Here is a 26,199-nt window from a genome sequence, read left to right as displayed (position 1 = left end):
CGTTACGCTGACGCCATGTCCGTCCCGACCGTGTCGTCATCCGATCCGATCGTCGTGGAGATCGCGGCGTCCGGCCCGCCGTGGTGGGAGATCGTCGGGGCCCTGGGGCCGTTCGCGGTCCTGCTCGCGGCGGCCCTGGCCACGGTGTCGGCCTTCGCGACGCTCAATCAGCGCGCCGCGGCGGACCGCGCAGCGCTCGAGCAGAAGAGGCGCGCCGACGACCGCGCGGAGTGGTGGCGCCGCACCCAGTGGGCCATCGATGCCGCCACGTCCCTCGATCCGATCCGGCAGGAGGCGGGCGTGGAGGCGCTGCTGCAGCTCTCCTACAGCGAACTGGCCACCGAGGAGGACCGGCTGATCCTCGACGCGATCTGGGTGGGCAATCCCGTGGTCAACCCCGAGGACCAGGGTGCTGGACTGCCCCGGGGCGGTGCCGGACAATGGAACGAGGGCCGGCGACCGGAGGAGGACCGATGACCGATACGGCACGGGCACCGGAAGTGCCTGCCGGTCAGGGCGACCGGCGACCGGCCGACACCCCCCGCGTGACGGCGGCGAAGGCGCGCCTCCGCGTCGCCCTCGACGAGCAGCTCGGCCGCGACACCCCGCAGTCCGTCAAGGACGCGGCGGCAGCCAAGCGCTGACGGTCCGCTGACGACCTGCTGACGGCCCGACGACATCGGACTGACATCCCCGACGGCTTCCCAGTCGAGCCCGACAGGCTCAGGGGCCGCATCGCGTTGTACTGGTCAGTTGTCCGGGGTGGGCAACGATGATGCGGCCGAGCAGGAGGATGCGGCGGTGGCACGTTCCAGTCCGCGATGATTGTGTGCGCCCCATTCCGTCTGAACGGTTGGACCAGGAGGACACTCGAGCGACGGGATGCAGGACATGGGACGGATCAGCGTTACCGAGAGCATCACGCTGGACGGCGTCATGCAGGGCCTCGGCCGGCCTGACGAGGACACACGCGGCGGCTTCACCCACGGTGGGTGGGGCGATGGCTATCAGGATCAGGTGTCCCTGCAGTTCATGAGCGAAGGCATGGCCGGAGGCGGGGTGATGCTGTTCGGACGACGGACCTATGAGGACGTGCTCGGCCACTGGACGTCGGTCACCGAACCCAATCCGTTCACCGACTACCTGACGCAGGTGCAGAAGTACGTGGTGTCCCGCTCGGCCGCCGCCGGACTGGAGTATCCGAATTCGGTCTTGCTCGGTGGCGATGCCCGTCGGACGGTGCGCCGACTGAAGGACGACACGGACGCGGACATCACGATCCTCGGAAGCGGCGAGCTGGTCCGCGCCCTGCAGGAGGCGGACCTCGTGGACGAGTACATCCTCCAGATCCATCCGATCGTGCTCGGATCGGGCTCCACGCTGTTCGGGGCCTCCGACCGCAGGAACCTGACGCTCCTGCGGTCGGTCACCACGACCACCGGCGTCATCATCGCGCACTATGCAGTCGATCGGCCCTCCTAGGGGACAGCGCCGGGAGCTGCCGGATTCGAGCCGGAACATGACTATCGGGTTCGAACGGGGCCGGAAGAGCGTGGCGTAGGAACACCTGTGGGATATTGCCGAAGTGCTCGGGGCGCCGGTGCAGGAACTGCTCGATCCGACACGGAGTGATCGACTCAGCCCGGAAGTCACGTGAGGCCGTAGCACCCTCCCCCGGTGGTCACCGCTTGGGCTTGGGCCTGGGCGTCCGCGTCCGCGTCCGCATGGTGTGGATCAGTCCGAGTACGGCGTTCGTCAGGTGCACCGTTGCGCCGACTGCGCGTAGCCATTCGCGCAGGTGCGTCGGGTCGATGGTGTTCAGGACATCGAGCATGGTGTTCCGATGTTCGTTCGGGTAGGGGCCCAGGAGGAGAGGGCCGACCGCCGCTGACCTACCCATCCCTTCCCCTCTCAAACATGCGTAGACGGTCCGACCACGGCTCTCAGGCCCTTCCGATCGACTCCCGGCCACGGCTGTCAGACATTCCCGCTACCAGATCCACACGATAATGCTCGTTATCGTGTGAATATGGATCTAGAGACGCAGGTCGCCCGATACGCCAACACCCGGTGGCACGAGCGGACGCTCGCAGCATGGAAGTTCTCCCTCCCCTCATCACCGCACACCCGCCGCGCGTACACACGAGCCATCACGCAGTTCTGTCAGTGGCTCGATGAGCACGATCTGGACTTGCTCCATGTGGAGCGGGTACACGTGAATGGGTACAGGGACTTGCTGACCGGGGCGCCGGCCACCGTGGCACAGAAGCTCGCAGCGGTTTCGAGCTTCTACCGCTACGCGGTCTCAGCCGACTTGATCGTGTCCAACCCCGTTCAGTCCGTGCAGCGCCCCAAGGTCCCTACTGATCACTCGGCTGTCCAGGGTCTCACCACGACCCAGGCACGCGCGCTCCTGAACTCGGCACGATCCGACGGCACCCGCTCCCACGCGCTGGTGAGTCTGCTTCTGTTCACCGGAATTCGCCTCAGTGAAGCCCTCAACGCGAGAACCTCGGATCTCGGGTGCGACGGCGGCCATCGGACACTGGCTGTCCGGCGCAGGGGTGGGACACGCGCCAAGGTGGCCGTGCCGGCTCCCGCCGTCGAAGCCCTCGATGCCTATCTTGGAGGAACCGGGCAGGAGCTGATGGCTGCGCCAGAGGCGGGCGTGCCGATCTTCACCACGGCAACAGGCAAGAGCTGGGCGGCGTCAGAAGCATTCCGAACCGTGCAGCGGCTGGCCCGCCTCGCGGGCATCGACGGAACAATCAGCCCTCACAGTCTTCGGCACGCATTCGCCACTATCGCCCTGGACTCGGGCACTGCGCTCCACGATTTGCAGGACAGTATGGGGCACGCTGATCCACGCACCACGCGTCGGTACAATCGGGCACCGCACAACCTTACGAATTCAGCTGGATACGACGTGGCGAAAGCGCTTGCTCGCTGATGGCATGCCCCTTACCCACTTGAATCGACCAGTTCGCGCCCTCCGTCAGACACCGATGTTGCGTGACCACCTCACTCCTTGCTGAAGATCCCGAGACTGGACTAACAGTGGTAGTAGATTGCCTGCTGCTGAGCAGTATCCACTGTCGGCGCGGGCATCGCCTGAAGAAGGCATCGCCCGACTTGTCATGAAAGGGACCATAGGCGCGAAAACTCGTCCACCAATCTCTCCTGGCGGCTGTCGAGAATCTTCGGTGTCCACTCGGACGGCGCGTTGACTTGAATCGTCGAGGTGAATAGGGGGAACCATTAGGCCCAGAAGAATACTTTGACTTCTTCTGATCGAACTCGCGATCGGACGCCTCGGAATTCTTGCGTCGAATCAGCAACACTAAAGTTCGCCCGTCGATGCGTCCATTGCAGGCGCTCCTCGTCACTGAATATGCCTTTCCATTCGGAGGCCTCGTGCGGATCCCGAGAAGGAACATCAGTCGTCGGATTGATGTTCACAGCAAGCACCGCCACCATCCGCGTGGCGGTCTTCGTCGCTCAAGAGGAGAAAAATAGTGGAAAGAATCGCGGACTTCCTGGATTACGGCAACGTGGACATGCTCGGCCAAGACCTGTTCGGACACGGCATGGACAAGCGGACATGATCATCGCCTTCATCGGTGACGGCGACTGCTTCCCCGCCATTGAAGACGCCGCCCGGACCGGTACGCGTATCGAGGTTGCCGCATGGACCGACGGAACCGGGTTCAAGGGCAGCCTCGCCACGGCGCCGGCCGCCTCGGGTTGCGATGCCGGCGTGCACTCGAAGGCGAACCGTCCCTGCGCACCAGCGAAGCATGGGATGCAGTGACCCGAGTACGGATCCGCAGGATGCAGGACGCTGCTCCCGCCAGCACAAGGTCCTGAAACGTTGATGCGCAAGGGCATTCGACCGTGCGCTTCTGGCTTGAGCGCCCCCGCCGTGCAGTATGAAGTTCCCTCGACGATTCCTAAGGAAAATCACCGGCCAAAAGCAGGGGCAGGCTCCGGCGGTAGGCCTACATCCGGCCTCGAGCAGGACTGTCTGCAGGTTCGTATCCGGTGCATACTCGAATATGTCCAATCTTCCGTGGGAAGCACTGGTTGCTCTGTTGGGCGTCATTGCGGTTTCCCTTCCACAGGTGACATCGCGAGCTAGGCTGACACACCGGATCTCCAGCCCAGGTGAATGGCAGCGTCATAGGCTCGATTGGCTTATGCGTGTTCCTAGTCGATCGGACAGCGTGTATTGTCGACCCAGATCGCCCTCCAGTAGTTCTCAACTTCTTTTCCGTCCTTGGGGGCCTATTCCTCATCGGTGACTACGTGGTGGCTCAGTCGCTCTTCACGGATAAAGCTTTGACACGTGAATATCCCCGGACTCCCGAAGTCAAGGTGCCAGCCAGGAGCAGTACAAAGAAGGACAGTGCGACGAAAGACCAAGGCCTCAATGGGTCCTAAGCCTCGTCTTGTTCGTGGACTTACGAACAAGACGTAATTCATCCACCCATTCGATCACGCCGCTGTTCCTATAGGCGATACGAGGACTCCGGTAACAGTAGTAACCCCCGACATCGACGACTCTCCGACACCAACATCCGCCCGGCCACCGAACGGACTCCATGGTGTAGGTCCTCCATGTGTGAATGAGCCACACCATGACCCTATTGACTGCTACAGCTACGCCAACCAACGGCACGCACAGCACCCTTGCCTGCTCTCCTCGAGCCGACGGTGGACGCGCTCCGCCTCTACCGCCGCAGGCTCAGTCCGACGTTGCTGTGAGGGATTGGAGCCAATGCAGCATCAGTGGTGCAACTTCCCGCAGTGACTCGAATGACGCTGAGCTGGTCCTCGACATCACTCCTCGACCCGGGCGTCTGCGCTTCCGTTCTGCGCCGGCAACCCACCCGTCCGGGCCACGTACGCCGTCATGGCGGTGCAGTGTTTCCACCACACCTGCTCCCGACTCCGCCGGAAGCAGCGCCGGTCGCTACTGAGTGCGTGCCGGTCGTGGATCGACCAGCATCGGTCGAACCACCCCGGATCCCGGCCGACCTGCCGGCAGACAGCCCAGTGCACCACGGAGGCTCGCCCGGGCCGTGTGGTGCGGGCGTACCTGCGCGAGAAGTATCCGGACCATGTTCTGGGCGAGCATTGGGAACTCGATGAGGACCAGGCTGCTGACGTCCTGGCCCATGCTTCCCGGAGCCGGGCACTGTGACGAGCGGACGAGTTGAGATTCCTCGCGCCAGCTCCCCCTGAGGCGATGAGCACCTGGATGGTGTTGTGCTCGGTGTTGAGCTTGTCAGCGACCTGCTGCAGGGTGAGGAAGCGCAGCGGCCCGGGCTGCTCCTCGCTCGAGGTGTGGACTTTCATGCCAGCGGATGCCGTCCCCGATGACCAAAACATCTCAGAACCATCCACCACCTGAGGAATCTGCAAGATCCTCAGGGATCGTGTCGGCCCAGACGCGCCGCCCACTGGAAGGAAAAACAGGAAGACCCCCGGAATCTCGCGGATTCCGGGGGTCTTGCTGTAGCGGTGGTGGGACTCGATCCCACGACCTCACGATTATGAGTCGTGCGCTCTAACCAGCTGAGCTACACCGCCCTAAATGAGGCTGCCCGCACCGATCGGATGATCGTCACGGGCCCCTCATTCATGAGCCCCCCACCGGAATCGATCCGGTGACCTCGTTCTTACCAAGAACGCGCTCTACCACTGAGCTAGGGGGGCAACAGCAAGAAACTTTACCAGTTCCCTGCCGCTGGTGTGAAATCGACAGCCGCCCCGAGGGACGGACCCCTGATTCCGCATCGGACCCGTGCACGCACGGGTCCGATGGGGTTGCCTAGCTAGGTTCTACCACTGCTCGGACTGCGCGGAGGAGCGTCCCGAGCCTGCGCCGGCGCCCTTCGCGGAGCGGGGCTTGCGGTTGGCGTCCCCGGAGAACCGGGTGTCGCCGTCGCGCTTCGGGAAGTCCTTCTTGAAGGGCTTCTTGAACTCGCCCGCACCACGGTTGCCCGCGGGCTTGCGTCCCTTGTCGAGCTCGAGGTGGATGAGCTCCCCGCCGATGCGCGTCTTCGAGAGCGCCCGCAGCTGGTCCGTGGACAGGTCCGCGGGCAGCTCCACGAGGCTGTGGTCGGCGCGGATGTCGATGCCGCCGATCTGCGAGGAGGACAGTCCGCCCTCGTTGGCGATCGCACCGACGATCGAGCCCGGCATCACCCGCTGGCGACGGCCGACCGCGATGCGGTAGGTGGCGTTGCCCTCGGTGAGCGTGCGCGTCGGGCCACGGGAGCCGAAGGCGTCCTTGCGGCCCTCGGCCCGCTCGCGCTGTCCGGCGGGAGCGACGGGGATGTCCTGGACGAGGATCGGCTGGCCGCCCTGCGCCATGACGGCAAGGGCTGCAGCGATCTCGCTGGCCGGGACGTCGTGCTCACGCTCGTACGTGGCGATGAGGTCGCGGAACAGTGCGACGTCCTTGCCTGCCAGCGTCTGGGTGATCTTGTCCGCGAACTTGCTGAGGCGCAGCTCGTTGATCTTCTCCGTGGAGGGCAGCTGCATCTGCTCGACCGGCTGGCGCGTGGCCTTCTCGATCGAACGCAGCAGGTACTTCTCGCGAGGGGTGATGAAGAGGATCGCGTCACCTGAACGTCCTGCACGGCCGGTGCGGCCGATGCGGTGGACGTAGGACTCCGTGTCGTTCGGGATGTCGTAGTTCACGACGAGCGAGATGCGCTCCACGTCCAGCCCACGGGCGGCGACGTCCGTGGCGACGAGGATGTCGATCTTGCCGTCGCGGAGTGCCTCGACGGTGCGCTCGCGCTGCTGCTGGGGGATGTCGCCATTGATGGCCGCGGCCGAGAAGCCCCGTGAACGCAACTTGTCCGCCAGGTCTTCGGTGGCCGCCTTGGTGCGGACGAAGGCGATGATGCCGTCGTAGTCCTCCACCTCGAGGATGCGGGTCATCGCGTCGAGCTTGTGCGGGCCCATGACCTGCAGGTAGCGCTGGCGCGTGTTGGTGCCCGTCGTGGTCTTGCCCTTGACCGAGATCTCGGCCGGATCGTTCAGGTACTTCTTCGCGATACGGCGGATGGCCGGGGGCATGGTCGCGGAGAACAGTGCAACCTGCTTCTCCGCCGGCGTCGAGGCGAGAATCTTCTCGACGTCCTCCGCGAAGCCCATGCGCAGCATCTCGTCGGCCTCGTCGAGCACGACGTACTCGAGGTTGGAGAGGTCCAGGGACCCCTTCTCGATGTGGTCGATCACGCGGCCGGGGGTACCGACGACGACCTGCGCGCCACGGCGGAGGCCGTTGAGCTGGGGCCCGTAGGGTGATCCGCCGTAGACGGGGAGGACGGTGAAGCCCTCCATGTGCTTTGCGTAGGACGTGAAGGCGTCGGCCACCTGCAGCGCGAGTTCACGGGTCGGTGCAAGTACCAGGACCTGCGTGTTCTTGCTGGGGCCACCGTTGACATCGGCCAGTTCCGCCATCTTCGACAGTGCCGGGACAGCGAACGCGGCGGTCTTGCCGGTACCGGTCTGCGCCAGGCCCACGACGTCGCGGCCTTCGAGCAGCGCGGGGATGGTCGCTGCCTGGATGGGTGAGGGCTTCTCGTAACCGAGGTCGGTCAGCGCGGCGAGGATGCGGCCGTCGAGGTTGAGCTCCGTGAAGCGGATGGTCACGCCGTCGTCGTCGGACTGCGCTGCGGGAACCGCTGCGGTGGTCTCGGAGACGGGAGTGGTGTCGATGATCTGCTCGGACAGGTTTTCAGGCACGGAAAGAATTCCTTCAGGTAGGTGCCGGACGGCCTGACAGGAAGGAGCCCGCAGTGCCGAATGAACATGGAAATCCGGCGCTGTTTCAATCCCGAGGCCGAACTTCCTCGTCACATCGTGGTCTCTGCTCTCACAGCAGTGATGTGTGACTTTTCTTCGCCGGCGCTCCCTGATGAATCTGCTCGCGAGTCTGTGCTCCGAGCCCCAACACAACCTATCCGGCCCCGAGGGGCGGAAATAAAGGGAATACCGGTGTGGGGGATATCTCCAGTCTACGGCACGCCCGCCCCCGGCCCGTCATCGGGGACGGCGTCGGACGCGTGACCTTCGGCACGTCAGGCCGGCGAGGCGACCCTGAGTCCCTGCAGTGCGGCCTTCCGTACCTGCGGCGTGAGGGCGAGGGACCCGGCCGCCGCCGCGTCGAGCAGCCGCTGTGCCTGCTCCCCGTCGAGTCCCGCGTACACCTGCGCCGCCGTGATGCCGTGGTCGGGGACGCTGACGAGCCTGACGGCGTCGCCCGCCGCGATGCTGCCCTTCGTCACGACGCTGAGGTACGTGCCGACGCGGTTGGCCTCGGCGAAACGCCGCACCCAGGACCGCTCCCCCAGGTAACGGGCGAAGTTCACGCACGGCGTGCGCGGCATGGTCGTCTCGAGCACAACCTGGTCCCCGATGGCCCATCGCTCGCCGATCACGGCGTTCGAGGCGTCGATGCCGGCCACGCGCAGGTTCTCCCCGAAGAGCCCCGGCGGGATGTCGCGGCCGAGTTCACGGGCCCAGAACTCGGCGTCGTCCTGCGCATAGGCGTAGAGCGCCTTCGTGGGGCCGCCGTGGTGCTTGCGACTGGCCTGGACGTCGCCGGTGAGTCCGAGTGGGTGCACGGCGACCGGACCGTCGACCGGCCGCTTGTCGATCGCGGTCACCCCTGTGGAATCCTTCGTGGGCAGCAGCGCGTGCACGCGGCAGACGGCGAGGAGGGAACCAGTGGTCATGGCGACCATCCTAAGCGGCGCCGTGCGCGTCAGGGCCCCCGCCGTTCACGGCTCGAACCGGTAGCCCATGCCGCTCTCGGTCACGAAGTAGCGGGGCGCACCAGGATCCGGCTCGAGCTTCTTGCGCAGCTGCGCCAGATACACGCGGAGGTACTGCACGTCCTTCGCGTAGGCGGGCCCCCAGACATCGAGCAGCAGCTGCTGCTGCGAGACGAGCCGGCCGGGATGCGCGATCAGCCTGTCGATGATCTTCCACTCCGTCGGCGTGAGCCGGACGTCCTTCCCGTCCCTGACCGCGCGCCGCGCACCGGCGTCGAGGGTGAAGTCGGGGGTCGTGACGACCGGCGCCTCCGCCTCGACGGCCACGCGCCGGGCGGCAGCCCGGAGGCGCGCCAGCAGTTCGTCGAGACCGAAGGGCTTCGTCACGTAGTCGTCTGCACCGGCGTCGAGCGCGTCGACCTTGTCCTGCGATCCGTGCCGCGCCGACAGCACGATGATGTGCACCTGCGACCAGCCGCGGATGCGGCGGATCACCTCCACGCCGTCGATGTCCGGCAGGCCGAGGTCCAGCACGACGATGTCCGGGTAGTACTCCGACGCCGCGGCGAGCGCCGTCTCCCCGTCGACGGCCGTCACGCACTGGTAGCCGTAGGCACGCAGGTTGATCTCGAGGGCGCGGAGGAGCTGCGGTTCGTCATCGACTACCAGGACACGGGTCACAGGCCCGCTCCCGTCGAGATGGGCAGGCGGATCACGAGGGTCAGGCCGCCCCCGGGCGTCTGCTCGGCGTCGAGCATCCCGCCCATCACCTCGGTGAAACCCTTGGCCACGGCCAGGCCGAGCCCCACGCCCGCCCCCGACGGGGCGTCGTCGAGGCGCTGGAACGGGCGGAACATGGCGGCGACGTCGTCGCGGGAGACGCCGTGGCCGTGGTCGATCACCCGCAGTTCGCCGGCCGGGAAACCGTTGACGAGGGCCTTGCCCGTGCCGCCGATGGAGGCGGTGACCTCGATCGGCGCATCGGGTGCGTACTTGACGGCGTTCTCGACGATGTTCGCGAGCACACGCTCCAGCAGGCCGGGATCCGCCTCGATGGCCGGCAGGTTCGGCGGGATCCTCACGCGCACCCGGTCCTCGGCCACGTCGGCGAGAGCGGGCCCCACGACGTCGGTCCATTTCAGCGGCCGCAGGTGCGGGTTGACGGCGTCACCGGTGATGCGGGACATGTCGAGGAGGTTGTTCACGAGCGTGTCGAGTCGGTCGGAATAGTCCTCGATGGTCTCGAGCAGTTCGTCCTCGTCCTCCTGGGAGAAGCTGACGTCGGACCGTCGGAGGCTGCTGACGGCGAGCTTGATGCCGGCGAGCGGCGTGCGGAGGTCATGGGACACCGAGCGCAGGATCGCCGTGCGCATCACGTTGCCCTCGACGAGCCTCCGGTTGGTCCGGGTGCTCGCCAGCAGTTCCTGCCGCTGGAGCATGGACCGCAGCTGTCCGGCGAACGCGGTCACCAGCCCGCGCTCCCGTGCCGACAGCTGGCGCCCGTACAGCGCGAGGGAGAAGTCGCCGTCAACCGGTTCGAACACCGTGGCGCTGTCCGGTGTCCAGGTGTCCGCGGACGCCCGGTTGGCGGGTGCAACCACGTCGTCGGGGCGGGGACGGGCACGGACGGCGAGCGCCTTCCGTTGCCGGGTTACCGCGGCCGCAGGGGTGCCCGGGGGGCCGTCGGCCGAACCGGCCGGACCGGCCGAACCGGCCGAACCGGCCGGACCGCCCTCGGGCTCCGCCGGCCCGAACAGGGCCACCGCCTCGACGTCGAACTGCACCTGGACGTGGCGCAGGAACCCCTGCAGCGTGTCCTCCTCCGCCAGCACACCGCGCGCCAGCTCGCCGAGCAGGGCGGCCTCCTGCTGCGCGAGGACCGCCTCGCGTGACCGGCGGGCCGAGAGCCCGACGACGAGCGACACCGTGGTGGCGACGGTGATGAAGATCAGCACGGTGACCACGTCCTCCGCGTCGGAGATCTCGAGGGATCCGAAGGGCTCCGTGGAGGTGTAGTTGAGGATGATGCTGCTCCACAGGGCTGCGAGCAGGGCGGGCCACAGCCCTCCGATGAGCGCGACGGCGATGACGCCGGCGAGCTGGAACAGGACATCGACCGCGAGCAGCGAATTGCCCACCGTGAAGACGGCTGCCTCGAGCAGCGGCGGGAGGATCAGGGCGACGGCGCAGCCCGCGACGACCCGTGGCCGGCTGACGGGGGCCGCGAGGGTGCGCCGGGCCGCGGCGGCCATCAGCGTGTGCGGGCGGCGTCGTCGGGCAGGAGGCCTGCCCCGGTGTCGGCTGCTGGGACCGTCGCGGCGTCGGCGGCGTCGGCGTCGTCCGGCAGGTGCCCTGACCCGCCCGCCGACCGCAGGTGCAGGGTCCGTGACAGGAGGACCCAGAAGACCGTGATGGCGAGGGCGCAGAACACACCGGCGCTGGAAGCCATGAGCCAGCCGGTGGTCAGCTGCGAGTCGAGGTCCTCGGCACCGAACAGCAGGCCGATGGTCTTCGGCGAGTAGATGAAGACGGGCAGGGTGACCACGAGGAGGATGGCCGCCGTCGTGCGGTGGGCCCGCAGCTCCGCGGGCAGCCCCGCGGCCTGACCGGCGAGGACCGCCAGGACCACGACGATCCACACCCAGTGGTGGGACCAGGAGATGGGCGAGATGAGGAGCATGAGCAGTGACGTCATGGCGATGGGCAGGAAGCGGTCACCGCGGCGCGCCGACGTCCTGATGACGTACGCGGTCGCGGCGACGAGCAGGAGGGACACGACGAGCCAGGGCACCGTAGAGGGGAAGTCGGGGCCGAGGAAGTGGAGGATCGCGCCGCGGACCGAGAGGTTGTCCACGTAGCCCTCACCGCCGATCCGTCCGGTGTCGCGGAGCATCTGCAGCCAGTACGTCGCCGATTCACCCGGCAGGAGGAGGAACCCGAGCGCGATGGTCCCGAAGAAACCCGCCGCCATGGTGAACAGCTGCTTCCACTCGCCGCGCACGAGGAAGTACAGGCCGAAGACCAGGGGCGTGAGCTTGATGCCGGCGGCGATGCCCGTGAGCAGGCCGGTGGGCATTCGCCGGTGCGGGCCGGAGAGCAGATCGGCGGCGATCATCGCGAAGAGCAGGATGTTGACCTGCGAGAAGGCCATCGTCTCGCGCCACGGACCGAGCAGGCAGACCAGGCCGGTCCCTGCAATCGCGAGGGGCAGTGCCGTGGGATGGGCGGCCACGTCCCTGATGCGGCGGAAGCCGCCGAGGTACCGCGTGACGAGCAGAGATGTCGCGGCGGCGATGAGCACCGACACGCCCACGAAGAGGATGGCTCCGGTCTCCGCGCTCACGAGCGTCAGGACGGTGAAGGCCAGGGCCGCGAACGGCGGATAGGTGAACAGGAGCGAGCCCTTGCCCTCGCCGAAGGAGCGCGTGTAGAGCGAGCCGTCGCCGTCGACCACCGACTGTCCGCCCATGCGGTAGACCCTGAAGTCGAGGCCGATGAAGTCGGCCCAGGTGAACGCCCAGAGGGCCAGGGCCGCGGCCACGACCACCGAGGCGACGAGGCCCAGCGCCCGGACCGTCGCCGGAGAACTGCGCTGGCTCATGCTTTCCTTCCGAAGGGCGTGCTGCTTGGACCGGCCGCGGGAAGCCCGGGAACGGCTCATCCAGTGTAGGCACGGCCCCGGAGTGCCGCCCGCGTGCGGGTATGTTGGAAATCACCCTGCCCTCCTGTGAAAGGCCCCTGCCCCGATGTCCTCCCCCAGCGGATCCACCCCTCCCGCTCGCCTCACCGCCATCACGAACGCGCACGTCGTCCCGATCGACGGCGAACCCTTCGACGGCACCGTGGTCGTCGAGGACGGCCGCATCACGGCCCTCGGCCCGTCGGTCGCCGTGCCCGACGGCGCCACCGTGATCGACGCGGGCGGCAAGTGGCTGCTGCCGGGTTTCGTCGACGCCCACGTCCACCTGGGCACGCACGAGGAGGGTGAAGGCGCGGCCGGCGACGACACCAACGAGATGACCGAGCCGAACACCGCCGGCGTGCGCGCCATCGACGCCATCAACCCCTACGACCCCGGGTTCGACGACGCCCTCGCGGGCGGCGTCACCACGGTCAACGTAAACCCCGGGTCGGGCAACCCGATCGGCGGCCTCGCCGTCGCGCTCCACACACACGGGCGCTACCTGGAGGAGATGGTGCTGCGCTCCCCCAGCGGCCTGAAGTCGGCGCTCGGCGAGAACCCCAAGCGCGTGTACGGCGCCAAGAACAAGATGCCGTCCACGCGGCTCGGCACCGCGCTCGTCATCCGCGAGGCGTTCATGAAGGCCCAGAACTACATGGGCAAGGCGGACGAGAACGCACGCGATCCGCACCTCGAGGCCCTCGCCATGGTCCTGCGGCGCGAGATCCCCTGGCGCCAGCACGCGCACCGCGCGGACGACATCGCCACCGCGCTGCGCATCGCCGACGAGTTCGGGTACGACCTCGTGCTCGACCACGGCACCGAGGCGCACCTGCTCGCCGACGTCCTGGCGGAGCGCGGTACGCCCGTGCTGATCGGCCCCCTCTTCACCACGAAGTCCAAGGTGGAGCTGCGCGGCCGGTCCCTCGCCAACCCCGGCAAGCTCGCGCGGGCCGGCGTGGAGATCTCGATCATCACGGACCACCCCGTCATCCCGATCAACTTCCTGGTGCACCAGGCCACGCTCGCGATCAAGGAGGGCCTTGACCGGGAGACGGCATTGCGCTCCATCACGATCAATCCCGCGAAGGTCCTGGGGCTCGCGGACCGCCTCGGATCCCTGGCCGTCGGCAAGGACGCCGACCTGGTGCTGTGGAGCGGTGACCCGCTCGACGTCATGCAGCGCGCCCTGCAGGTGTGGATCGGCGGTACGGAGGTCTACTCCTACGACACGGGGACGCGCCGCGGCACCGTCGCTCCCCGGGGCTAGGCGCCACCCTTGGCGAAGCCCCTGCCGTCCCGACCCTTCACCCTGCGCGCCGCGATCGTCCTGTGGCTCGTGACCGCGGTGCTGCTGCTCGTCGCAGCCGGCACGTTCATCACGTCGGCTGCGGTGCAGGATCTCGAACGGGCCGGGTTGATCGGGCTCGGCGCGCTCTTCGGGGCGCTTGCCGTCCTCCAACTGCTCCTCCTACTGCCGCTCCGCCGGGGCAGGAGGGGCGCACGGGAGCTGCTGAGCACCATCGGGATCATCGTGGGCGTACCGATCGTGGTGCGCGGGACGCCGGGCCTGTCGCTGATCGCGGGGGCGATGCTCGTCGCCGTGCTGCTCATGTGGCTGCCGCAGAGCAGCGACTACTTCCAGCTCACCCAGCCGAAGGCGAAGAAGCGCTTCCGGTGGCCGGGGTCGCGCTAGCACCCGGCCCGTCAGCCCGGACATGCGGAAGGCCCCTCCCGCGGGAGGGGCCTTCCGTATGTCGGAGCTCAGCGCAGGGCCGAGACGGCCTGCTCGAGATCGGCGATCAGGTCCTCGATGTCCTCGATGCCGACGGACAGCCGGATCAGGTTCTCCGGCACCGCCAGCTCGGTGCCCTTGACCGAGGCGTGCGTCATGTCGGACGGGTAGTTCATCAGCGACTCGATGCCGCCGAGGGACTCGGCGAGCAGGAAGACGTGCGTCGATTCCGCGACCTTCTTCGCGGCCTCCGCCCCGCCCTTGAAGGTCACGGAGATCATGCCGCCGAAGTCCTTCATCTGGGCGGCCGCGAGGTCGTGACCCGGGTGCTCGGGCAGCCCGGGGTAGTAGACGCGCTCCACCTCGTCCTGCTCCTGCAGCCAGCGGGCGATCGCCGTCGCGTTGGAGGAGTGGCGGTCCATCCGGACCCCGAGGGTCTTGAGCCCGCGCGTGGTGAGCCAGGCCTCCATGGGCGCCGAGACGGCTCCGACGGCGAACTGCACGAAGCCGATCTTGTCGGCGAGCTCGTCGTCGTCCACGACCACCGCGCCGCCACTGGCGTCGGAGTGCCCACCGATGTACTTGGTGGTCGAGTGGACCACGACGTCGGCACCGAAGGTGAGCGGCTGCTGCAGGTACGGCGACGCGAACGTGTTGTCGACGACCAGGAGGGCCCCGGCGTCGTGCGCCAGCTGCGCCGTCGCGGCGATGTCGGTGATCTTCATCATGGGGTTCGACGGCGTCTCGACCCACACCATCTTCGTGTTGTTCCCCGCGATGGCAGCCTTCACGGCAGCGGGATCCGCCATGTCGACCGCCGTGTTGGTGATGCCCCACTGGGACAGCACGCGGTCGATGAGGCGGTAGGTGCCTCCGTACGCGTCATTACCGAGGACGATGTGATCGCCCGGTCGGAGCGCGGCGCGGATGAGCGCGTCCTCGGCGGCAAGGCCGGACGAGAAGCTGAAGGCGTGCTTGCCGCCCTCGAGTGCGGCGAGCTGCACCTGCAGCGAGTCGCGGGTGGGGTTGCCGCCACGACCGTACTCGTAGCCGTTGCGCAGCTTGCCGATCCCGTCCTGCGCGAAGGTGGTGGTCTGGTACAGCGGCGGGATCACCGCCCCCGTGGCCGGGTCGGGGGTCTGGCCGGCGTGGACGGCGCGGGTGTTGAAGCCCTGGGCGGAGTGGGTCACGATGCTCCTGGAATTCGGGGGGGTGGTTACTTGCTCATGTATGTCAGCAAGTCATGGCGCGTAAGAATTCCCACGGGCGACCCGACGAACGTCACCATCAGCGTGTCGCTGTCCTGGAGACGCTCGCGCGCCGCACCGATGGATTCGAGCGACCCGATGAGGGGCAGCTTCGCGTCCATGTGCTCCGAGATCTTGTCCGTCAGCTTCGCCTCGCCGTGGAAGATCTTCGCGGTGAGGGACCGCTCGTCCACCGATCCCAGCACCTCGCCCATCTTGACCGGAGGTTCCTGCGACAGCACGGGGATCATGGAGACGCCGTACTCGTCCATGATCGAGATGACGTCGCGGACGGTGTCGGTGGGGTGGGTGTGCACGAGATCGGGCATGGCCCCGCTCTTGGTGCGCAGCACGTCACCCACGCTCGTGGCGACGCCGCTGTCCATGAAGCCGTACGACCTCATCCAGTCGTCGTTGAAGATCTTGCCGAGGTAGCCGCGGCCTCCGTCGGGCAGCAGGACCACGACGACGTCGTCCTCGGTGAGGTCCTTCGCGACGCGCAGCGCCGCGACGACGGCCATGCCGCACGACCCGCCGACGAGCAGGCCCTCCTCGCGGGCGAGGCGCCGGGTCATCTCGAAGCTCTCGGCGTCGGTGACCGCGTGGATCTCGTCGGGCACGGACGGGTCGTAGGAGTCCGGCCACATGTCCTCGCCGACGCCCTCGACGAAGTAGGGGCGCCCGGTTCCGCCCGAGTAGATCGAGCCGTCCGGGTCGGCGCCGATGATGCGCACGGGGCCGCCCTCACGGTCGGCCGAGACCTCCTTGAGGTACCGGCCGGTGCCTGTGATGGTGCCGCCGGTGCCGACGCCGGTCACGAAGTGCGTGAGCCTGCCGTCGGTGTCGTCCCAGATCTCGGGGCCGGTGGTCTCGTAGTGGCTCAGCGGCCCGTTCGGGTTGGAGAACTGGTCGGGCTTGTAGGCGCCGGGGATCTCGCGGACGAGGCGGTCGGAGACGCCGTAGTAGGACTGGGGGCTGTCGGGGGCGACGGCGGTCGGCGTGACCACGACCTCGGCACCGTACGCCTTCAGGACGTTGCGCTTGTCCTCGCCCACCTTGTCGGGCACCACGAAGACGCACTTGTAGCCCCGCTGCTGGGCGACGAGGGCGAGCCCGACGCCGGTGTTGCCGGAGGTCGGTTCGACGATGGTGCCGCCGGGTGCGATCTTGCCCTCGGCCTCCGCGGCGTCGATGATCTTCGCCGCGATGCGGTCCTTCACCGACCCGCCCGGGTTGAGGTATTCGACCTTCGCGAGGACGGTCGCTCTGATGCCGTCGGTGACGGAGTTGAGCTTGACCAGCGGGGTGTTGCCGATCAGGTCAACGATGGAATTGGCGTACTTCATGCGTACAACGCTACCGGCTGCTGCGCCCGCCCCCGCGCCCCCGTTACGCCGCGGGACGCTGGACGGTCGGTCGGACACTGCCGAAGGCCCCGGGACCCCAGGGCCCGCGCCTAGGCTGGGACGGTACGCCGGACGCACACGAGGAGACCCAGCCATGACGAACACCTACAGGATCGCGGTCATCGCGGGGGACGGCATCGGCAAGGAGGTCATGCCGGAGGGGCTGCGGTCGCTGCAGGCGGCGGCGGACCGGTACGGGTTCGCGGTCGACGCCGTCGAGTTCGACTACGCCAGCGCCGACTACTACCTGGAGCACGGACAGATGCTGCCCGACGGGTGGTTCGAGGAGCTGCGGGGCTTCGACGCGATCTTCTTCGGCGCGGTCGGCTGGCCCGACGTCGTCCCCGACCACGTGTCGCTGTGGGGCAGCCTGCTGCAGTTCCGGCGCCACTTCGACCAGTACGTCAACCTGCGCCCCGTTCGGCTGCTCCCGGGAATCACGAGTCCCCTGGCGGGCAGGGAGCCGGGCGACGTCGACTTCTACGTGGTTCGCGAGAACACTGAGGGCGAGTACTCGAGCGTCGGCGGGCGCATGTTCGAGGGCACCGACCGAGAGACCGTCATCCAGGACACCGTGATGACCCGCACGGGCGTGGACCGCATCCTCCGCTACGCGTACGACCTCGCGCGGAAGCGGGAGAAGAAGCACCTGACCTCGGCGACGAAGAGCAACGGCATCTCGATCACCATGCCCTACTGGGACGAGCGGGTGGAGCGGATGGCAGCCGACTACGACGACGTCCGCACCGACAAGTTCCACATCGACATCCTGTGCGCGAACTTCGTCCTGCACCCAGACTGGTTCGACGTCGTGGTGGCCAGCAACCTCTTCGGGGACATCCTCTCGGACCTCGGGCCCGCCTGCACAGGGACGATCGGTGTGGCACCGAGCGGCAACATCAACCCGGACCGCACCTTCCCCAGCCTCTTCGAACCCGTCCACGGCTCCGCCCCGGACATCGCGGGCAAGGGCATCGCCAATCCGGTGGGCCAGATCTGGAGCGCCTCGATGATGCTGGAGCACCTCGGCGAGGCGGATGCCGCCGCCGGGATCCTGGCCGCCATCGAGTCGGTGCTGGCCACCGGCGGTGATGCACTGACGCGCGACCTCGGCGGGACGGGGACGACGTCGTCGCTCGGCGCGACGATCGCATCCGCCGTCGCGGACACGGCCTAGCACTCGGCGCCCTCGGCGGAGAGGTCCCGGTGGCAGGCTCCCGCAGCTGCTGCGCCGAGGAATTCGACCACGCTGCGTGTGACGGGATGACACGCCGTCGGAGCCCGATCCGCCGCCGGCATCGTGACACCATGGATGCATGACAATCGCCCCCGCCGTCGTGCCCTCGGGCGCGGAGGCCGCGGAGTGGCTCCCCGACGGCCCCTACAGCCTGGCAGGCACGGTCGGCACCCTGCAGTGCGGTCCGCACGACCCCTCCTTCATCGTCCAGGGCCCCGACCACTGGCTCGCGTACCGCACGGCGGACGGGCCGGTGACGCTGGTCCTGCGGCAGCGGGGCTCCCTCAACGACTGTCGTATCCAGGCGACGGCGTGGGGCCCCGGGGCGGCCCTGGCCCTCGAGTGCGTCCCCCGCCTGCTGGGCGCCGATGACGACTGGAGCGGGTTCGACGACGCCGCGTTCTCGGCGACGCTGCCCGATCTCGCCCGGAAGGGCAGGTACCTCAGCCCCGGCGTGCGTCTTCCGGCGTCGGGCCGCATGCTCGACACCATCGTGCGGGCGATCCTGGAGCAGAAGGTCACCAACCTCGAGGCGAAGCGTTCCTGGCGCTACCTGCTCACCCGCTACGGCGATCCCGCCCCCGACGCCGGCGGTCTGGCGCCCGCAGGGCTCCGCCTGCCCCCGACCGCGGAGCAGTGGCGCCGAGTCCCCTCCTGGGACTGGCACAAGGCCGGGGTGGACGCAAAACGATCGACGACCATCCTGAAGGCCGCCCTCGTGGCGAGCGGCCTCGAACGGCTCGGCTCCCGGCCGGGCGGTGACGCCGTCCGCGCGGGCCTGCGCTCCGTCCCCGGTATCGGCGTCTGGACGGTGGCCGAGGTCGTCCAGCGGACGCACGGTTGCCCCGACTCCATCTCCGTGGGCGACTACCACCTCGCGGCCTTCGTGGGCGCTGCCCTCACGGGACGGCGCACCGACGACGCCGGGATGATCGAACTCCTCGAGCCGTGGAAGGGCCAGCGCCAGCGCGTGGTCCGGACCCTGTACGCGAGCGGCTTCCGGAAGCAGGCCTACGGTCCCCGCCTGTCCCCCGAGGACCACCGCCGCCGCTAGGGTGGGAGCATGACCCGACCCGTAGACGTCACCGCTGTGTTCACCCCCCTCGACGGCGAGTTCTTCCGCGTGAAGCTCGCCCTGGACATCGCCATCGAACAGGTGGTGCAGGAGCCGGGCTGCATCCGCTACGAGATCACCGAGGCCCGGGAGGACCGGATCGTCCTGACCGAGCAGTGGGAGTCCACAGAACTGCTGGACACGCACCTGCAGGGACCCGCCGTCCAGGACCTCGGCGAATCGCTGAGCGCGCTGCTCGCCGGGCCCGCGGACATCGTCCGTTCGGACCGCGCTGCGTGACCCACGACGAAGAAAGCCCCGCACTCGATGAGTGCGGGGCTTTCGTGGTTCTCGGGACGCCTACTGGGCGTCGGCGGCGGGGGCGCCGCCGGCTGCCTGCTGCGCGATCTGCTCGTGCACGGCCTTCATGTCCAGGCCCTTCACGGCCTCGACGAGCTCACCGAACTGGGTCGCGTTGAGAGCGCCGGGCTGGGAGAAGACGAGGACCTTCTCGCGGAAGGCCATGAGCGTGGGAATCGAGGTGATCCCCGCGGCGGCGGCGAGCGACTGCTCGGCCTCGGTGTCCACCTTCGCGAAGGTGACGTCGTCGTGCTGCTGCGACACGGCGTCGTAGACCGGCGCGAACTGCTTGCACGGCCCGCACCAGTCGGCCCAGAAGTCAACGAACACGATGTCGTTGCCCTCGATGGTTTCCGGGAAGCTTGCCTCGGTGATATTGATTGTCGACATCCCTTAACGCTAGCGACCCGCGCACCCCCTTGTCAGGCCTGTTCGCTACCGATGAAGAATCCTCCCTACCGACCGAAGGAAGTACGCGTGACCGACGACCCCTATGATCTCGCGCGATTCGTCGAGGCACAGGACGCCCAGGGCACCTACCCGCAGGCGCTCGCCGAGCTGCAGCGTGGCCGCAAGACCGGCCATTGGATGTGGTTCGTCTTCCCCCAGATCGCGGGGCTCGGGAGCAGCCCGACGGCGGTGCGGTACGCCATCGGCTCGCTCGACGAGGCCCGTGCCTACCTGGCGCATCCCGTGCTCGGACCCCGGCTGCTGGAGAGCGTCCAGGCACTGCTCAACCTGGACGGGAACGATCCGGTCGCCGTGTTCGGCGGGATCGACGCCCGCAAGCTGCAGTCCTCCCTGACGCTCTTCGATCGGGCCGCCCCGCAGGAGCCGTGGTTCACGGCGCTGCTGGACCGGTACTACGGCGGGGCGGAGGACCAGGCGACGACGTCGATCCTGGCGGGCTGACGCCGTCGGCCCGTCCCGCCCCTGGATGCTCCCGAGAGGGCTCCCGGGGCTGACTCAGGTGCCGGAGGTGAGTTTATCTATGACGGGCAGGGCTGCAGCGAGCATGGCCCTCTCGTCGTCGTCGAGCCGGTCGAGCAGCGTGGCGACGCGCTCGTTGCGGCGCGTGCCCGCCGCCGTCCAGGCATCGCGGCCCTTGTCGGTGAGCTGCACGAGGACGGCGCGCGAGTCGGTGGGGTCCGGCTGCCGGCGGACGAGGCCGGCCTGCTCGAGCTTGATGATCTGCTCGGTGGCGGAGGGCACCCGGATGCCGAGGTTGGCGGCGACGCGGCTGACGCGCAGCGGCTCCTCGGCGGCCATGCTCAGCGTACTCATCTGCATGGTGGTGAGCTCTCCGTCGCTGTCCATGGAGCGGCTGAGGTAGACGACATGGCGCAGGGTGGTGCGGAAGGACTGTGCGAGCTCGAGCAGCCTGGAATCCGTGGAGAGGCTCATAGTTAGGCAGCCTAATATTCGGAACCCCGAAAGGCAAGATGCGCCGTCGTGCGGTCCGGGTTAGCGTGGGGTGGACCGACGGGAGGGGGACCATGCAGGAGGCTGTGCCACCCGGCGGACCGCTCCCCGTCCCCGATCCGATCGCCTTCCTCGCCGGGACGTGGTCCACCCGGAGGGAACTCCTGGACCGGTCCACCGGCACGACAGGCACGTTCTCGGGGACCACGACCTTCACGCCCGACGTCGGCGGGCTGCGGTGGGACGAGGAGGGGACGGTCTGCTGGGCGTCCTTCCAGGGCCCGGCCTCGCGCTCGTACCGCATCGACGCCGGGGACCCCTGGGATCCCGGGGACCCCGTAGCGACCGTCACCTTCCCGGACGGACGGGTGCTGTGCCACCTCGACCTGCGGTCGGGTACGGCCCGTGACGAGCACGCCTGCTCCCCGGACACCTATCGGGTGCACTTCATCGTCACGTCGTACGGCACGATCGACTACTCCTGGGACGTCACGGGGCCCGCGAAGGACCACCTCCTGACGACCGTCCTCACCCGGACCGGAGCCCCCTCCGGCCCCTCGACCGACGGACACGGGGCACCGAAGCCACAGGACGCCGCTTGAGGGCCGGCAACTCGAACAGCAGATCGACCGACGCATGCGCCCTTGTGGAGTACACCCAGGCCACCCCGAGCGGCACCCCGACCCCCACCGCCAGGAGCAGCGGCAGCAGCCACGTCCCCGCGAGCCCGGCGGCCTCGGCGAGGGCGAGCGTCACCATGATCGGGCCGAGGTGCACCACGTAGAAGACGATCGAGTACCGCCCCACGAACTCGAGGGCCGCCGTCGCGCGGTTGGCCCCGAGCCGCGGGAAGATCCAGCACACCACGCCGAGGGCACCCACCACGCCCCACACGAACTCACCCCGGTACAGGACGTCCCGGCCCGCCACGTTGAGGACACCCACGGTGACCGCCGAGGCCGCCGCCAGCGCCAGCACCCACGGCCTGCCGATGGTCCGCTCCACCAGGCGTGCGTGACGCGCGCACCACGCACCGAAGAAGAAGAAGGCCGCGAGGAACGCCAGGGTCTCGGGGCGGCCGGCATCCGGCAGCACGAAGGACAGCGCAAGCCCCGCGCCCGCGATCACCAGGGGTGGGACGCGCCGCAGTGGATAGGCCAGCGCGTAGAAGACGAGGATGAACCACAGGTACCAGAGGTAGGTGGGCGACAGGTAGAGGATCTCCGCCAGCCGACCGGGGCCGAGGTCGCCGCTGGCCGCGAGGATGATCACCGACCACAAGAGGTAGGGCCACGCCACCATGGAGACCTTGCCCGCGAAGTACTCGCGCCCGGACTTGGCGACCGACCGCGGCAGCAGGATCCCCGAGAGGAACATCAGGACGGGCATGCGGAACGGCTCGAGGAACAGGTTGAACTGGTCGAGCCCCGGGGTCGGGCCGACGGCGACACGGAGGGCCTCCCCCGCGTGCAGGACGACGACAAGGAGGATGGCGGCACCGCGCAGGCTGTCGAGCCAACCGATGCGTGTGTCTTCGATACTGCTGATGGCGGCCTCCCCGGCGTCGAAGTTCCACTGTAGGCATGCGCATCGGTACTTCGGTGGGCGGCCCTTCCCGGATGGCCGCTGCGGGATTCCCTCAGCACGGCGACGGCTTCCCCGTGGTGCTCGGGAAGGACGTCGCGGCCACGGCGGACATCCGGTGGGAAGGGACCACGCTGGGAACCGACGTAGGAGCCGTCGGGGCGGCCTGCACGGACTTCGACAAGCCGACCTCGCCCGATACGCGGCGCCTGCTCCTGGAGCATCAACGACGAAGGACCCGCTTCCGATGAAGCGGGTCCTTCCTTGCTGTGGCAGATGAGGGATTCGAGCTCTCTCTCGGCCTTTGTGCTGGCAAGCGATCCCCGGATTGTCGCGGATTGTCATCACGCGCTATCACTAGAACTCACCGCCGATGTGGGCGAAGTGTGGGCAAGATGTGGGCGCTAACCGAAGCGCGGGTCAGATGGCCGTCAGCGTAACAAGAAACAGATTGGTGTCTGTGCACGGGAACAGCGATATGACACTTGGTGCACCCTTGCTACGCATAGAAGCGAAAGCGCCTTACGGGCCAGGTGAAGCTAGCTTCACCCGGCGTGTCCATCTGCTCAATCTGGTGCTGCTTGCGCCCCTCGTAACACGAGTTGGCTGGGTGGTTTCTCCCCCGTCGTTGGCGACACGATGCTTACTCGCCAAGCCGACGGAGGAACCATGAAGAAGAACAAGACTGCGACGCTCACGGACTTACTCGAAAAGCACATTGAACTGCGCACCGCGGTCGGTGGCTACACACTCACTCGCTACTCAAGGAGCGTGGACAGTAGGTTCGGCGGCGATTTCGGATCGACACTGGTGAAAGACATCGACTATGAGTGGGTAGCCAAGTGGGTCAACGCCCTGTCGATCAAGGAGGGCCTCGCTCCGAAGACGGTCCGCAACTACTTCGGGTTCCTGTCCTCCGCGTTCAAGACAGCCATCCGTCTGGGATGGCGTCGAGACAACCCCTGCTACGGGATCCGACTCCCAGGCTCCGACAGTATCGAGGCTCCCGTGAAAGTCATCAGCACACCCGAGTGGGGGCGAATCATGTTCCACCTCGAGCCGCACTACCAACTCTTCTTTCAGTTCCTACGGGTCACCGGCATGCGGTTCAGCGAAGCTACAGCCCTACGCGGAAACGACTTTGAGTATGGCGGGACGACAGTGCTGGTGAGCGTCTCGAAGGCTTGGAAGCGTGACGGGCAGGGTGGCCGAGTTGTTGGGCCTCCAAAGACCGCGAGTTCCCGCCGAAAAGTGGCGCTCAACGCCTCCTTGGCAACAATGCTGGTCCCACTCGTCCAGGCAGCCGGGGATGGGCTGGTGTTCATCAACATGATCGGAACGGCCATACGGTCATCGGCGATTCACAAGCATTGGGGGCCGGCTTGCATAGCTGCCGGCTTCACCGAGGAGAACAAACCTAGGATCCATGACATCCGGCACACAAGCTCGAGCATGTTCCTTCACGCCAGCGCTGACATGCACTCCCTGTCCCGCAGGCTGGGGCACAAGGACATCAAAATGACTGTCAACGTCTACGGGCATCTCATGCCTGAGGAGCACCGCAGAATGGCTGAGATAACCGATGGGATATTTGACTGACTCCTTTGCTTTGTCCCTAGTCATGCAAGCCTGTACCGTCGATGAATGTGGGGGCTAGAGAACCCAATTACTTAGGAGTTTGTTATGGCGCAGCGCGTGCAGGTGCATCTGGTGGATGATCTCAATGGTGAGGAAGCTCAGGAGACCGTTCGTTTTGGTTTCGAGGGCAACGAATACGAGATTGACCTGACGACCGAGAATGCCGACAAGCTGCGTTCGACTTTGTCTGAGTACGTGAAGAAGGGGCGCAAAGCTAACGGCGGGAAGCGCAGCCAGGCGAGCACGAAGCCGGCAAGCAGCAACAAGCGTGAGAACACCGCTTAGATCCGCCAGTGGGCCCAGGAAAACGGGTACAACCCCAGCTCCCGTGGGCGCATCAATCAGTCAATCGTCGACGCCTACAATGCGGCAAACAGCTAGTGAATCAGCGGCTCTGCTTGACCCCTCCACCCCGGTAGAGTGCGGTCGAGCAGGGCCGCTCTTTCCTGCGGCATAGTGCCTTTTCTCAGCCGCTTTCGCTGAGACAGCATCCAGATCATCAATGGTCGCTCGTGGCAATCTTTCGGGGCATCGGATCGCGGGCGGTGGCCGTGCTGCTCGATGCACCGCACGTAATCGTCGAACCGCCGCTGCCAATGGTCCGGGGCGCGAGGCGGCGCATACCATCCGCGAATCTGGTTAAAGAGTTCGACCTGATACCCCCCCTCAGACGGCGGCCATTATGCTCGTGGCGCTGCCGGTAGACAAAGTCGTGGCATTGCCGCTCCCAGGTCGAGCCGTCTTGCCGGGGGAGCCGCAAGTCTCGGAGGCTTGGCCGCCAGCCTGATGAATGCAGGAAGGGGCCCTACCCGGCGCGATTGTCGCGAGGTAGGGCCCCTTGTTGTATCCGTGGCGCTGGGCATCACTGATATAAGCAGGTGATAAGCGGTTCCCTCTTATGCCTTGAATGCGCTCCGCAAAGACTGAAACTTTCTACCACGTCTCATACGTGGTCTTGGGTGAGGACGTCGGCTTGCTGCGTAAATTGGTCGTCGCCCGTCATCTTCGCCAGCCAGCGCAGTTGGCTGATCACACCTTTGTGGTAATTCTCCGGCGCCCCCCAAACGGCTCGGCCGTAATGCGTCGCAGCGTACCAGCTCGGCTCGCCAGGGTTCCGGTACGACCCGAAACTATCGCGAAGAGAAGTGGCCGCGACATCAAACAGCCATCGCGCCGTTTCATTTCCAGTCACCCTGTAGTAGTCATAAAGCCCGTACATTGCGTAAATGTTGCCGTTCACTACGTGACTTACTTGTGCTTCGGTTTTCGTGGGGTACTCTTCGAAAAACAAAAACTTCTCGCCGTCAAGGACCTTATCTGTTTGGAACCACGGGGCGGTGTCCGATTTCGGAGCGCTGTAGGTTTCAAAGGTGCGGTCGGCGTAGTTTTTCCAGTACGAGTCGCCAGTGATTTCGTAGAGATTTACAAATGTGGATAGCAGCATTCCCTGGGCCATCCCGGAGTACCAGGGCGTGCCCATGTCCAGGTCTCCGGGGCTGTGCTGGAAATGGTAAGGGAACCAAGTCCCGTTCTCGTCGGTGGCTGACCACTTGATCATGTAACGGGCTGTCGCCGTAGCTCGCTTCAGGTACTCCGGGTCGTTGGTAACCCTGTAACTTGAAAGCATTTGGTTCATGAACCAGGCGGAGTTCACCGGGTGGTACACATCTTCGCCGTTCAGCTCAACCACGAGAACGCCATTCTCGTCTACAGATCCCCACGACGTGTCGGAGAGCGGCACGACAGCATCACCGAGGTATGGGGACCCTAAAGATGTATCGAGTTCATACTGGCTGTAATTCCAGTGCGGTGAATTCGGGGATTCGATTGCTGTGGCTGCAGGCTTCTGGTCCGTGCTTTCCTGAGAAGAGGCACAGCTCGTGAGGATGAAGCTCAGGGCTATTGCAGCCCCTAGGGCTCCGACAAGGCGCGAACGCGTCGTTCCGGGTGTCACTCGTATTCTCCTTTGGGGCAGCGCTTGCCTAGGCACAATAGGGCGAAAGCGCCCTTGCATCGATTATCTTCAAGAGCCATTTCTA

Annotated in this window: 30 protein-coding genes and 2 tRNA genes; 16 read left to right on the top strand and 16 right to left on the bottom strand. The window is 66.8% G+C overall.

The annotated features are described in order from the left end of the window. The first annotated feature begins 15 nt into the window (after window positions 1-15). From AC4D2O_RS10945 to AC4D2O_RS10935, 3 genes are all read left to right on the top strand, one after another. On the top strand, window positions 16-477 hold the full coding sequence (locus AC4D2O_RS10945) for a hypothetical protein (RefSeq protein ID WP_490907232.1): 462 nt from the start codon (window positions 16-18) through the stop codon (window positions 475-477). Next, window positions 474-644, top strand: coding sequence for a hypothetical protein (locus AC4D2O_RS10940; protein WP_490907229.1), 171 nt, complete (start codon window positions 474-476; stop codon window positions 642-644). The genes AC4D2O_RS10945 and AC4D2O_RS10940 overlap by 4 nt, the downstream gene beginning before the upstream one ends. A gap of 247 nt (window positions 645-891) precedes the next feature. Then, complete coding sequence (locus tag AC4D2O_RS10935; protein WP_490907227.1) at window positions 892-1,482, top strand: dihydrofolate reductase family protein; 591 nt, start codon at window positions 892-894, stop codon at window positions 1,480-1,482. Window positions 1,483-1,681: 199 nt separating this feature from the next. Here AC4D2O_RS10935 and AC4D2O_RS10930 read toward each other — a convergent pair whose 3' ends face one another. After that, window positions 1,682-1,900: a hypothetical protein gene (locus AC4D2O_RS10930; RefSeq protein ID WP_490907225.1), complete on the bottom strand. Its 219-nt coding sequence runs from the start codon at window positions 1,898-1,900 to the stop codon at window positions 1,682-1,684. A 129-nt stretch (window positions 1,901-2,029) separates the two neighbouring features. Between AC4D2O_RS10930 and AC4D2O_RS10925 the strand changes: the two genes are divergently transcribed. After that, complete coding sequence (locus AC4D2O_RS10925; RefSeq protein WP_490907223.1) at window positions 2,030-2,950, top strand: tyrosine-type recombinase/integrase; 921 nt, start codon at window positions 2,030-2,032, stop codon at window positions 2,948-2,950. Between the two features lie 651 nt (window positions 2,951-3,601). Then, window positions 3,602-3,811, top strand: coding sequence for a hypothetical protein (locus AC4D2O_RS10920; protein WP_490907221.1), 210 nt, complete (start codon window positions 3,602-3,604; stop codon window positions 3,809-3,811). 1,028 nt (window positions 3,812-4,839) lie between these two features. On the opposite strand, the gene AC4D2O_RS10915 is transcribed toward AC4D2O_RS10920, so the two are convergent. The 8 genes from AC4D2O_RS10915 to AC4D2O_RS10880 form a co-directional block, all read right to left on the bottom strand. Then, window positions 4,840-5,358 (bottom strand): hypothetical protein, encoded by a 519-nt coding sequence (locus AC4D2O_RS10915; RefSeq protein WP_490907219.1) that lies wholly within the window; start codon window positions 5,356-5,358, stop codon window positions 4,840-4,842. Between the two features lie 160 nt (window positions 5,359-5,518). Beyond that, window positions 5,519-5,592 (bottom strand) — tRNA-Met (locus AC4D2O_RS10910). 54 nt (window positions 5,593-5,646) lie between these two features. Beyond that, a tRNA-Thr gene (locus AC4D2O_RS10905) sits at window positions 5,647-5,718 on the bottom strand. A gap of 126 nt (window positions 5,719-5,844) precedes the next feature. Continuing rightward, window positions 5,845-7,764 carry a DEAD/DEAH box helicase gene (locus AC4D2O_RS10900; RefSeq protein ID WP_490907216.1) on the bottom strand — a complete coding sequence of 640 codons (1,920 nt, stop codon included), beginning with the start codon at window positions 7,762-7,764 and terminating at the stop codon, window positions 5,845-5,847. A 335-nt stretch (window positions 7,765-8,099) separates the two neighbouring features. Further along, window positions 8,100-8,756 (bottom strand): MOSC domain-containing protein, encoded by a 657-nt coding sequence (locus tag AC4D2O_RS10895; RefSeq protein ID WP_490907212.1) that lies wholly within the window; start codon window positions 8,754-8,756, stop codon window positions 8,100-8,102. Window positions 8,757-8,801: 45 nt separating this feature from the next. Then, window positions 8,802-9,476 (bottom strand): response regulator, encoded by a 675-nt coding sequence (locus AC4D2O_RS10890; protein ID WP_490907209.1) that lies wholly within the window; start codon window positions 9,474-9,476, stop codon window positions 8,802-8,804. Continuing rightward, complete coding sequence (locus AC4D2O_RS10885) at window positions 9,473-11,047, bottom strand: ATP-binding protein (RefSeq protein WP_490907207.1); 1,575 nt, start codon at window positions 11,045-11,047, stop codon at window positions 9,473-9,475. Before AC4D2O_RS10885 ends, AC4D2O_RS10890 begins: the two co-directional genes overlap by 4 nt. Then, a complete protein-coding gene (locus AC4D2O_RS10880; RefSeq protein WP_490907204.1) occupies window positions 11,047-12,396 on the bottom strand; it encodes a glycosyltransferase 87 family protein in 1,350 nt (449 codons plus the stop codon). Before AC4D2O_RS10880 ends, AC4D2O_RS10885 begins: the two co-directional genes overlap by 1 nt. Before the next feature lie 145 nt (window positions 12,397-12,541). Between AC4D2O_RS10880 and AC4D2O_RS10875 the strand changes: the two genes are divergently transcribed. Both AC4D2O_RS10875 and AC4D2O_RS10870 read left to right on the top strand, forming a co-directional pair. Continuing rightward, window positions 12,542-13,747 carry an amidohydrolase gene (locus tag AC4D2O_RS10875; protein ID WP_490907202.1) on the top strand — a complete coding sequence of 402 codons (1,206 nt, stop codon included), beginning with the start codon at window positions 12,542-12,544 and terminating at the stop codon, window positions 13,745-13,747. A 9-nt stretch (window positions 13,748-13,756) separates the two neighbouring features. Beyond that, window positions 13,757-14,173, top strand: coding sequence for a hypothetical protein (locus tag AC4D2O_RS10870; protein WP_490907199.1), 417 nt, complete (start codon window positions 13,757-13,759; stop codon window positions 14,171-14,173). Between the two features lie 68 nt (window positions 14,174-14,241). On the opposite strand, the gene AC4D2O_RS10865 is transcribed toward AC4D2O_RS10870, so the two are convergent. Together AC4D2O_RS10865 and AC4D2O_RS10860 are read right to left on the bottom strand one after the other, a co-directional pair. Next, the gene (locus AC4D2O_RS10865) at window positions 14,242-15,402 is read right to left on the bottom strand and encodes a cystathionine gamma-synthase (RefSeq protein WP_490907197.1); all 1,161 of its coding nucleotides are present in this window, start codon (window positions 15,400-15,402) and stop codon (window positions 14,242-14,244) included. Between the two features lie 26 nt (window positions 15,403-15,428). Beyond that, on the bottom strand, window positions 15,429-16,805 hold the full coding sequence (locus tag AC4D2O_RS10860; protein ID WP_490907195.1) for a cystathionine beta-synthase: 1,377 nt from the start codon (window positions 16,803-16,805) through the stop codon (window positions 15,429-15,431). 154 nt (window positions 16,806-16,959) lie between these two features. Here AC4D2O_RS10860 and AC4D2O_RS10855 point away from each other — a divergent pair, with 154 nt between their 5' ends. The 3 genes from AC4D2O_RS10855 (at window position 16,960) to AC4D2O_RS10845 (ending at window position 19,456) form a co-directional block, all read left to right on the top strand. Further along, a complete protein-coding gene (locus AC4D2O_RS10855; RefSeq protein WP_490907192.1) occupies window positions 16,960-18,042 on the top strand; it encodes a tartrate dehydrogenase in 1,083 nt (360 codons plus the stop codon). Window positions 18,043-18,181: 139 nt separating this feature from the next. Further along, complete coding sequence (locus AC4D2O_RS10850) at window positions 18,182-19,156, top strand: DNA-3-methyladenine glycosylase family protein (protein WP_490907190.1); 975 nt, start codon at window positions 18,182-18,184, stop codon at window positions 19,154-19,156. Between the two features lie 9 nt (window positions 19,157-19,165). After that, window positions 19,166-19,456, top strand: a complete 291-nt coding sequence (locus AC4D2O_RS10845) for a putative quinol monooxygenase (protein WP_490907188.1) — start codon at window positions 19,166-19,168, stop codon at window positions 19,454-19,456. Window positions 19,457-19,516: 60 nt separating this feature from the next. Here the strand turns inward: AC4D2O_RS10845 and trxA are convergent, their stop codons facing one another. Then, on the bottom strand, window positions 19,517-19,906 hold the full coding sequence (gene trxA / locus AC4D2O_RS10840) for a thioredoxin (RefSeq protein WP_104051025.1): 390 nt from the start codon (window positions 19,904-19,906) through the stop codon (window positions 19,517-19,519). A 51-nt stretch (window positions 19,907-19,957) separates the two neighbouring features. Between trxA and AC4D2O_RS10835 the strand changes: the two genes are divergently transcribed. Further along, window positions 19,958-20,428 (top strand): DUF1810 domain-containing protein, encoded by a 471-nt coding sequence (locus AC4D2O_RS10835; protein WP_490907184.1) that lies wholly within the window; start codon window positions 19,958-19,960, stop codon window positions 20,426-20,428. Between the two features lie 54 nt (window positions 20,429-20,482). Here AC4D2O_RS10835 and AC4D2O_RS10830 read toward each other — a convergent pair whose 3' ends face one another. Further along, on the bottom strand, window positions 20,483-20,920 hold the full coding sequence (locus AC4D2O_RS10830; protein WP_490907181.1) for a MarR family winged helix-turn-helix transcriptional regulator: 438 nt from the start codon (window positions 20,918-20,920) through the stop codon (window positions 20,483-20,485). Between the two features lie 92 nt (window positions 20,921-21,012). Between AC4D2O_RS10830 and AC4D2O_RS10825 the strand changes: the two genes are divergently transcribed. Continuing rightward, the gene (locus AC4D2O_RS10825; RefSeq protein ID WP_490907179.1) at window positions 21,013-21,540 is read left to right on the top strand and encodes a DUF6314 family protein; all 528 of its coding nucleotides are present in this window, start codon (window positions 21,013-21,015) and stop codon (window positions 21,538-21,540) included. On the opposite strand, the gene AC4D2O_RS10820 is transcribed toward AC4D2O_RS10825, so the two are convergent. After that, window positions 21,467-22,462, bottom strand: a complete 996-nt coding sequence (locus tag AC4D2O_RS10820) for an acyltransferase family protein (protein WP_490907508.1) — start codon at window positions 22,460-22,462, stop codon at window positions 21,467-21,469. The two genes, AC4D2O_RS10825 and AC4D2O_RS10820, sit on opposite strands and share 74 nt — an antisense overlap. A 59-nt stretch (window positions 22,463-22,521) precedes the next feature. Between AC4D2O_RS10820 and AC4D2O_RS10815 the strand changes: the two genes are divergently transcribed. The 4 genes from AC4D2O_RS10815 (at window position 22,522) to AC4D2O_RS10800 (ending at window position 24,541) form a co-directional block, all read left to right on the top strand. Then, window positions 22,522-22,773: a hypothetical protein gene (locus AC4D2O_RS10815; RefSeq protein WP_490907515.1), complete on the top strand. Its 252-nt coding sequence runs from the start codon at window positions 22,522-22,524 to the stop codon at window positions 22,771-22,773. A 418-nt stretch (window positions 22,774-23,191) separates the two neighbouring features. After that, window positions 23,192-24,121 carry a tyrosine-type recombinase/integrase gene (locus tag AC4D2O_RS10810; RefSeq protein ID WP_490907176.1) on the top strand — a complete coding sequence of 310 codons (930 nt, stop codon included), beginning with the start codon at window positions 23,192-23,194 and terminating at the stop codon, window positions 24,119-24,121. Window positions 24,122-24,205: 84 nt separating this feature from the next. Then, window positions 24,206-24,445, top strand: a complete 240-nt coding sequence (locus AC4D2O_RS10805; protein ID WP_490907174.1) for a histone-like nucleoid-structuring protein Lsr2 — start codon at window positions 24,206-24,208, stop codon at window positions 24,443-24,445. Further along, entirely contained in the window at window positions 24,446-24,541 is a 96-nt protein-coding gene (locus AC4D2O_RS10800) for an Lsr2 family DNA-binding protein (protein ID WP_490907507.1), read from the top strand. Here the strand turns inward: AC4D2O_RS10800 and AC4D2O_RS10795 are convergent. Then, window positions 24,538-24,795, bottom strand: a complete 258-nt coding sequence (locus AC4D2O_RS10795; protein WP_490907506.1) for a helicase associated domain-containing protein — start codon at window positions 24,793-24,795, stop codon at window positions 24,538-24,540. The genes AC4D2O_RS10800 and AC4D2O_RS10795 overlap by 4 nt on opposite strands. 308 nt (window positions 24,796-25,103) lie before the next feature. Beyond that, on the bottom strand, window positions 25,104-26,114 hold the full coding sequence (locus AC4D2O_RS10790) for a D-glucuronyl C5-epimerase family protein (protein WP_490907172.1): 1,011 nt from the start codon (window positions 26,112-26,114) through the stop codon (window positions 25,104-25,106). Window positions 26,115-26,199: the final 85 nt, after the last annotated feature.

It is taken from the genome of Arthrobacter sp. TJ-238, from assembly GCF_058269215.1.
The sequence above is the reverse complement of the archived record's forward strand: the minus strand, read 5'-3'. Positions and strand labels throughout refer to the sequence as shown.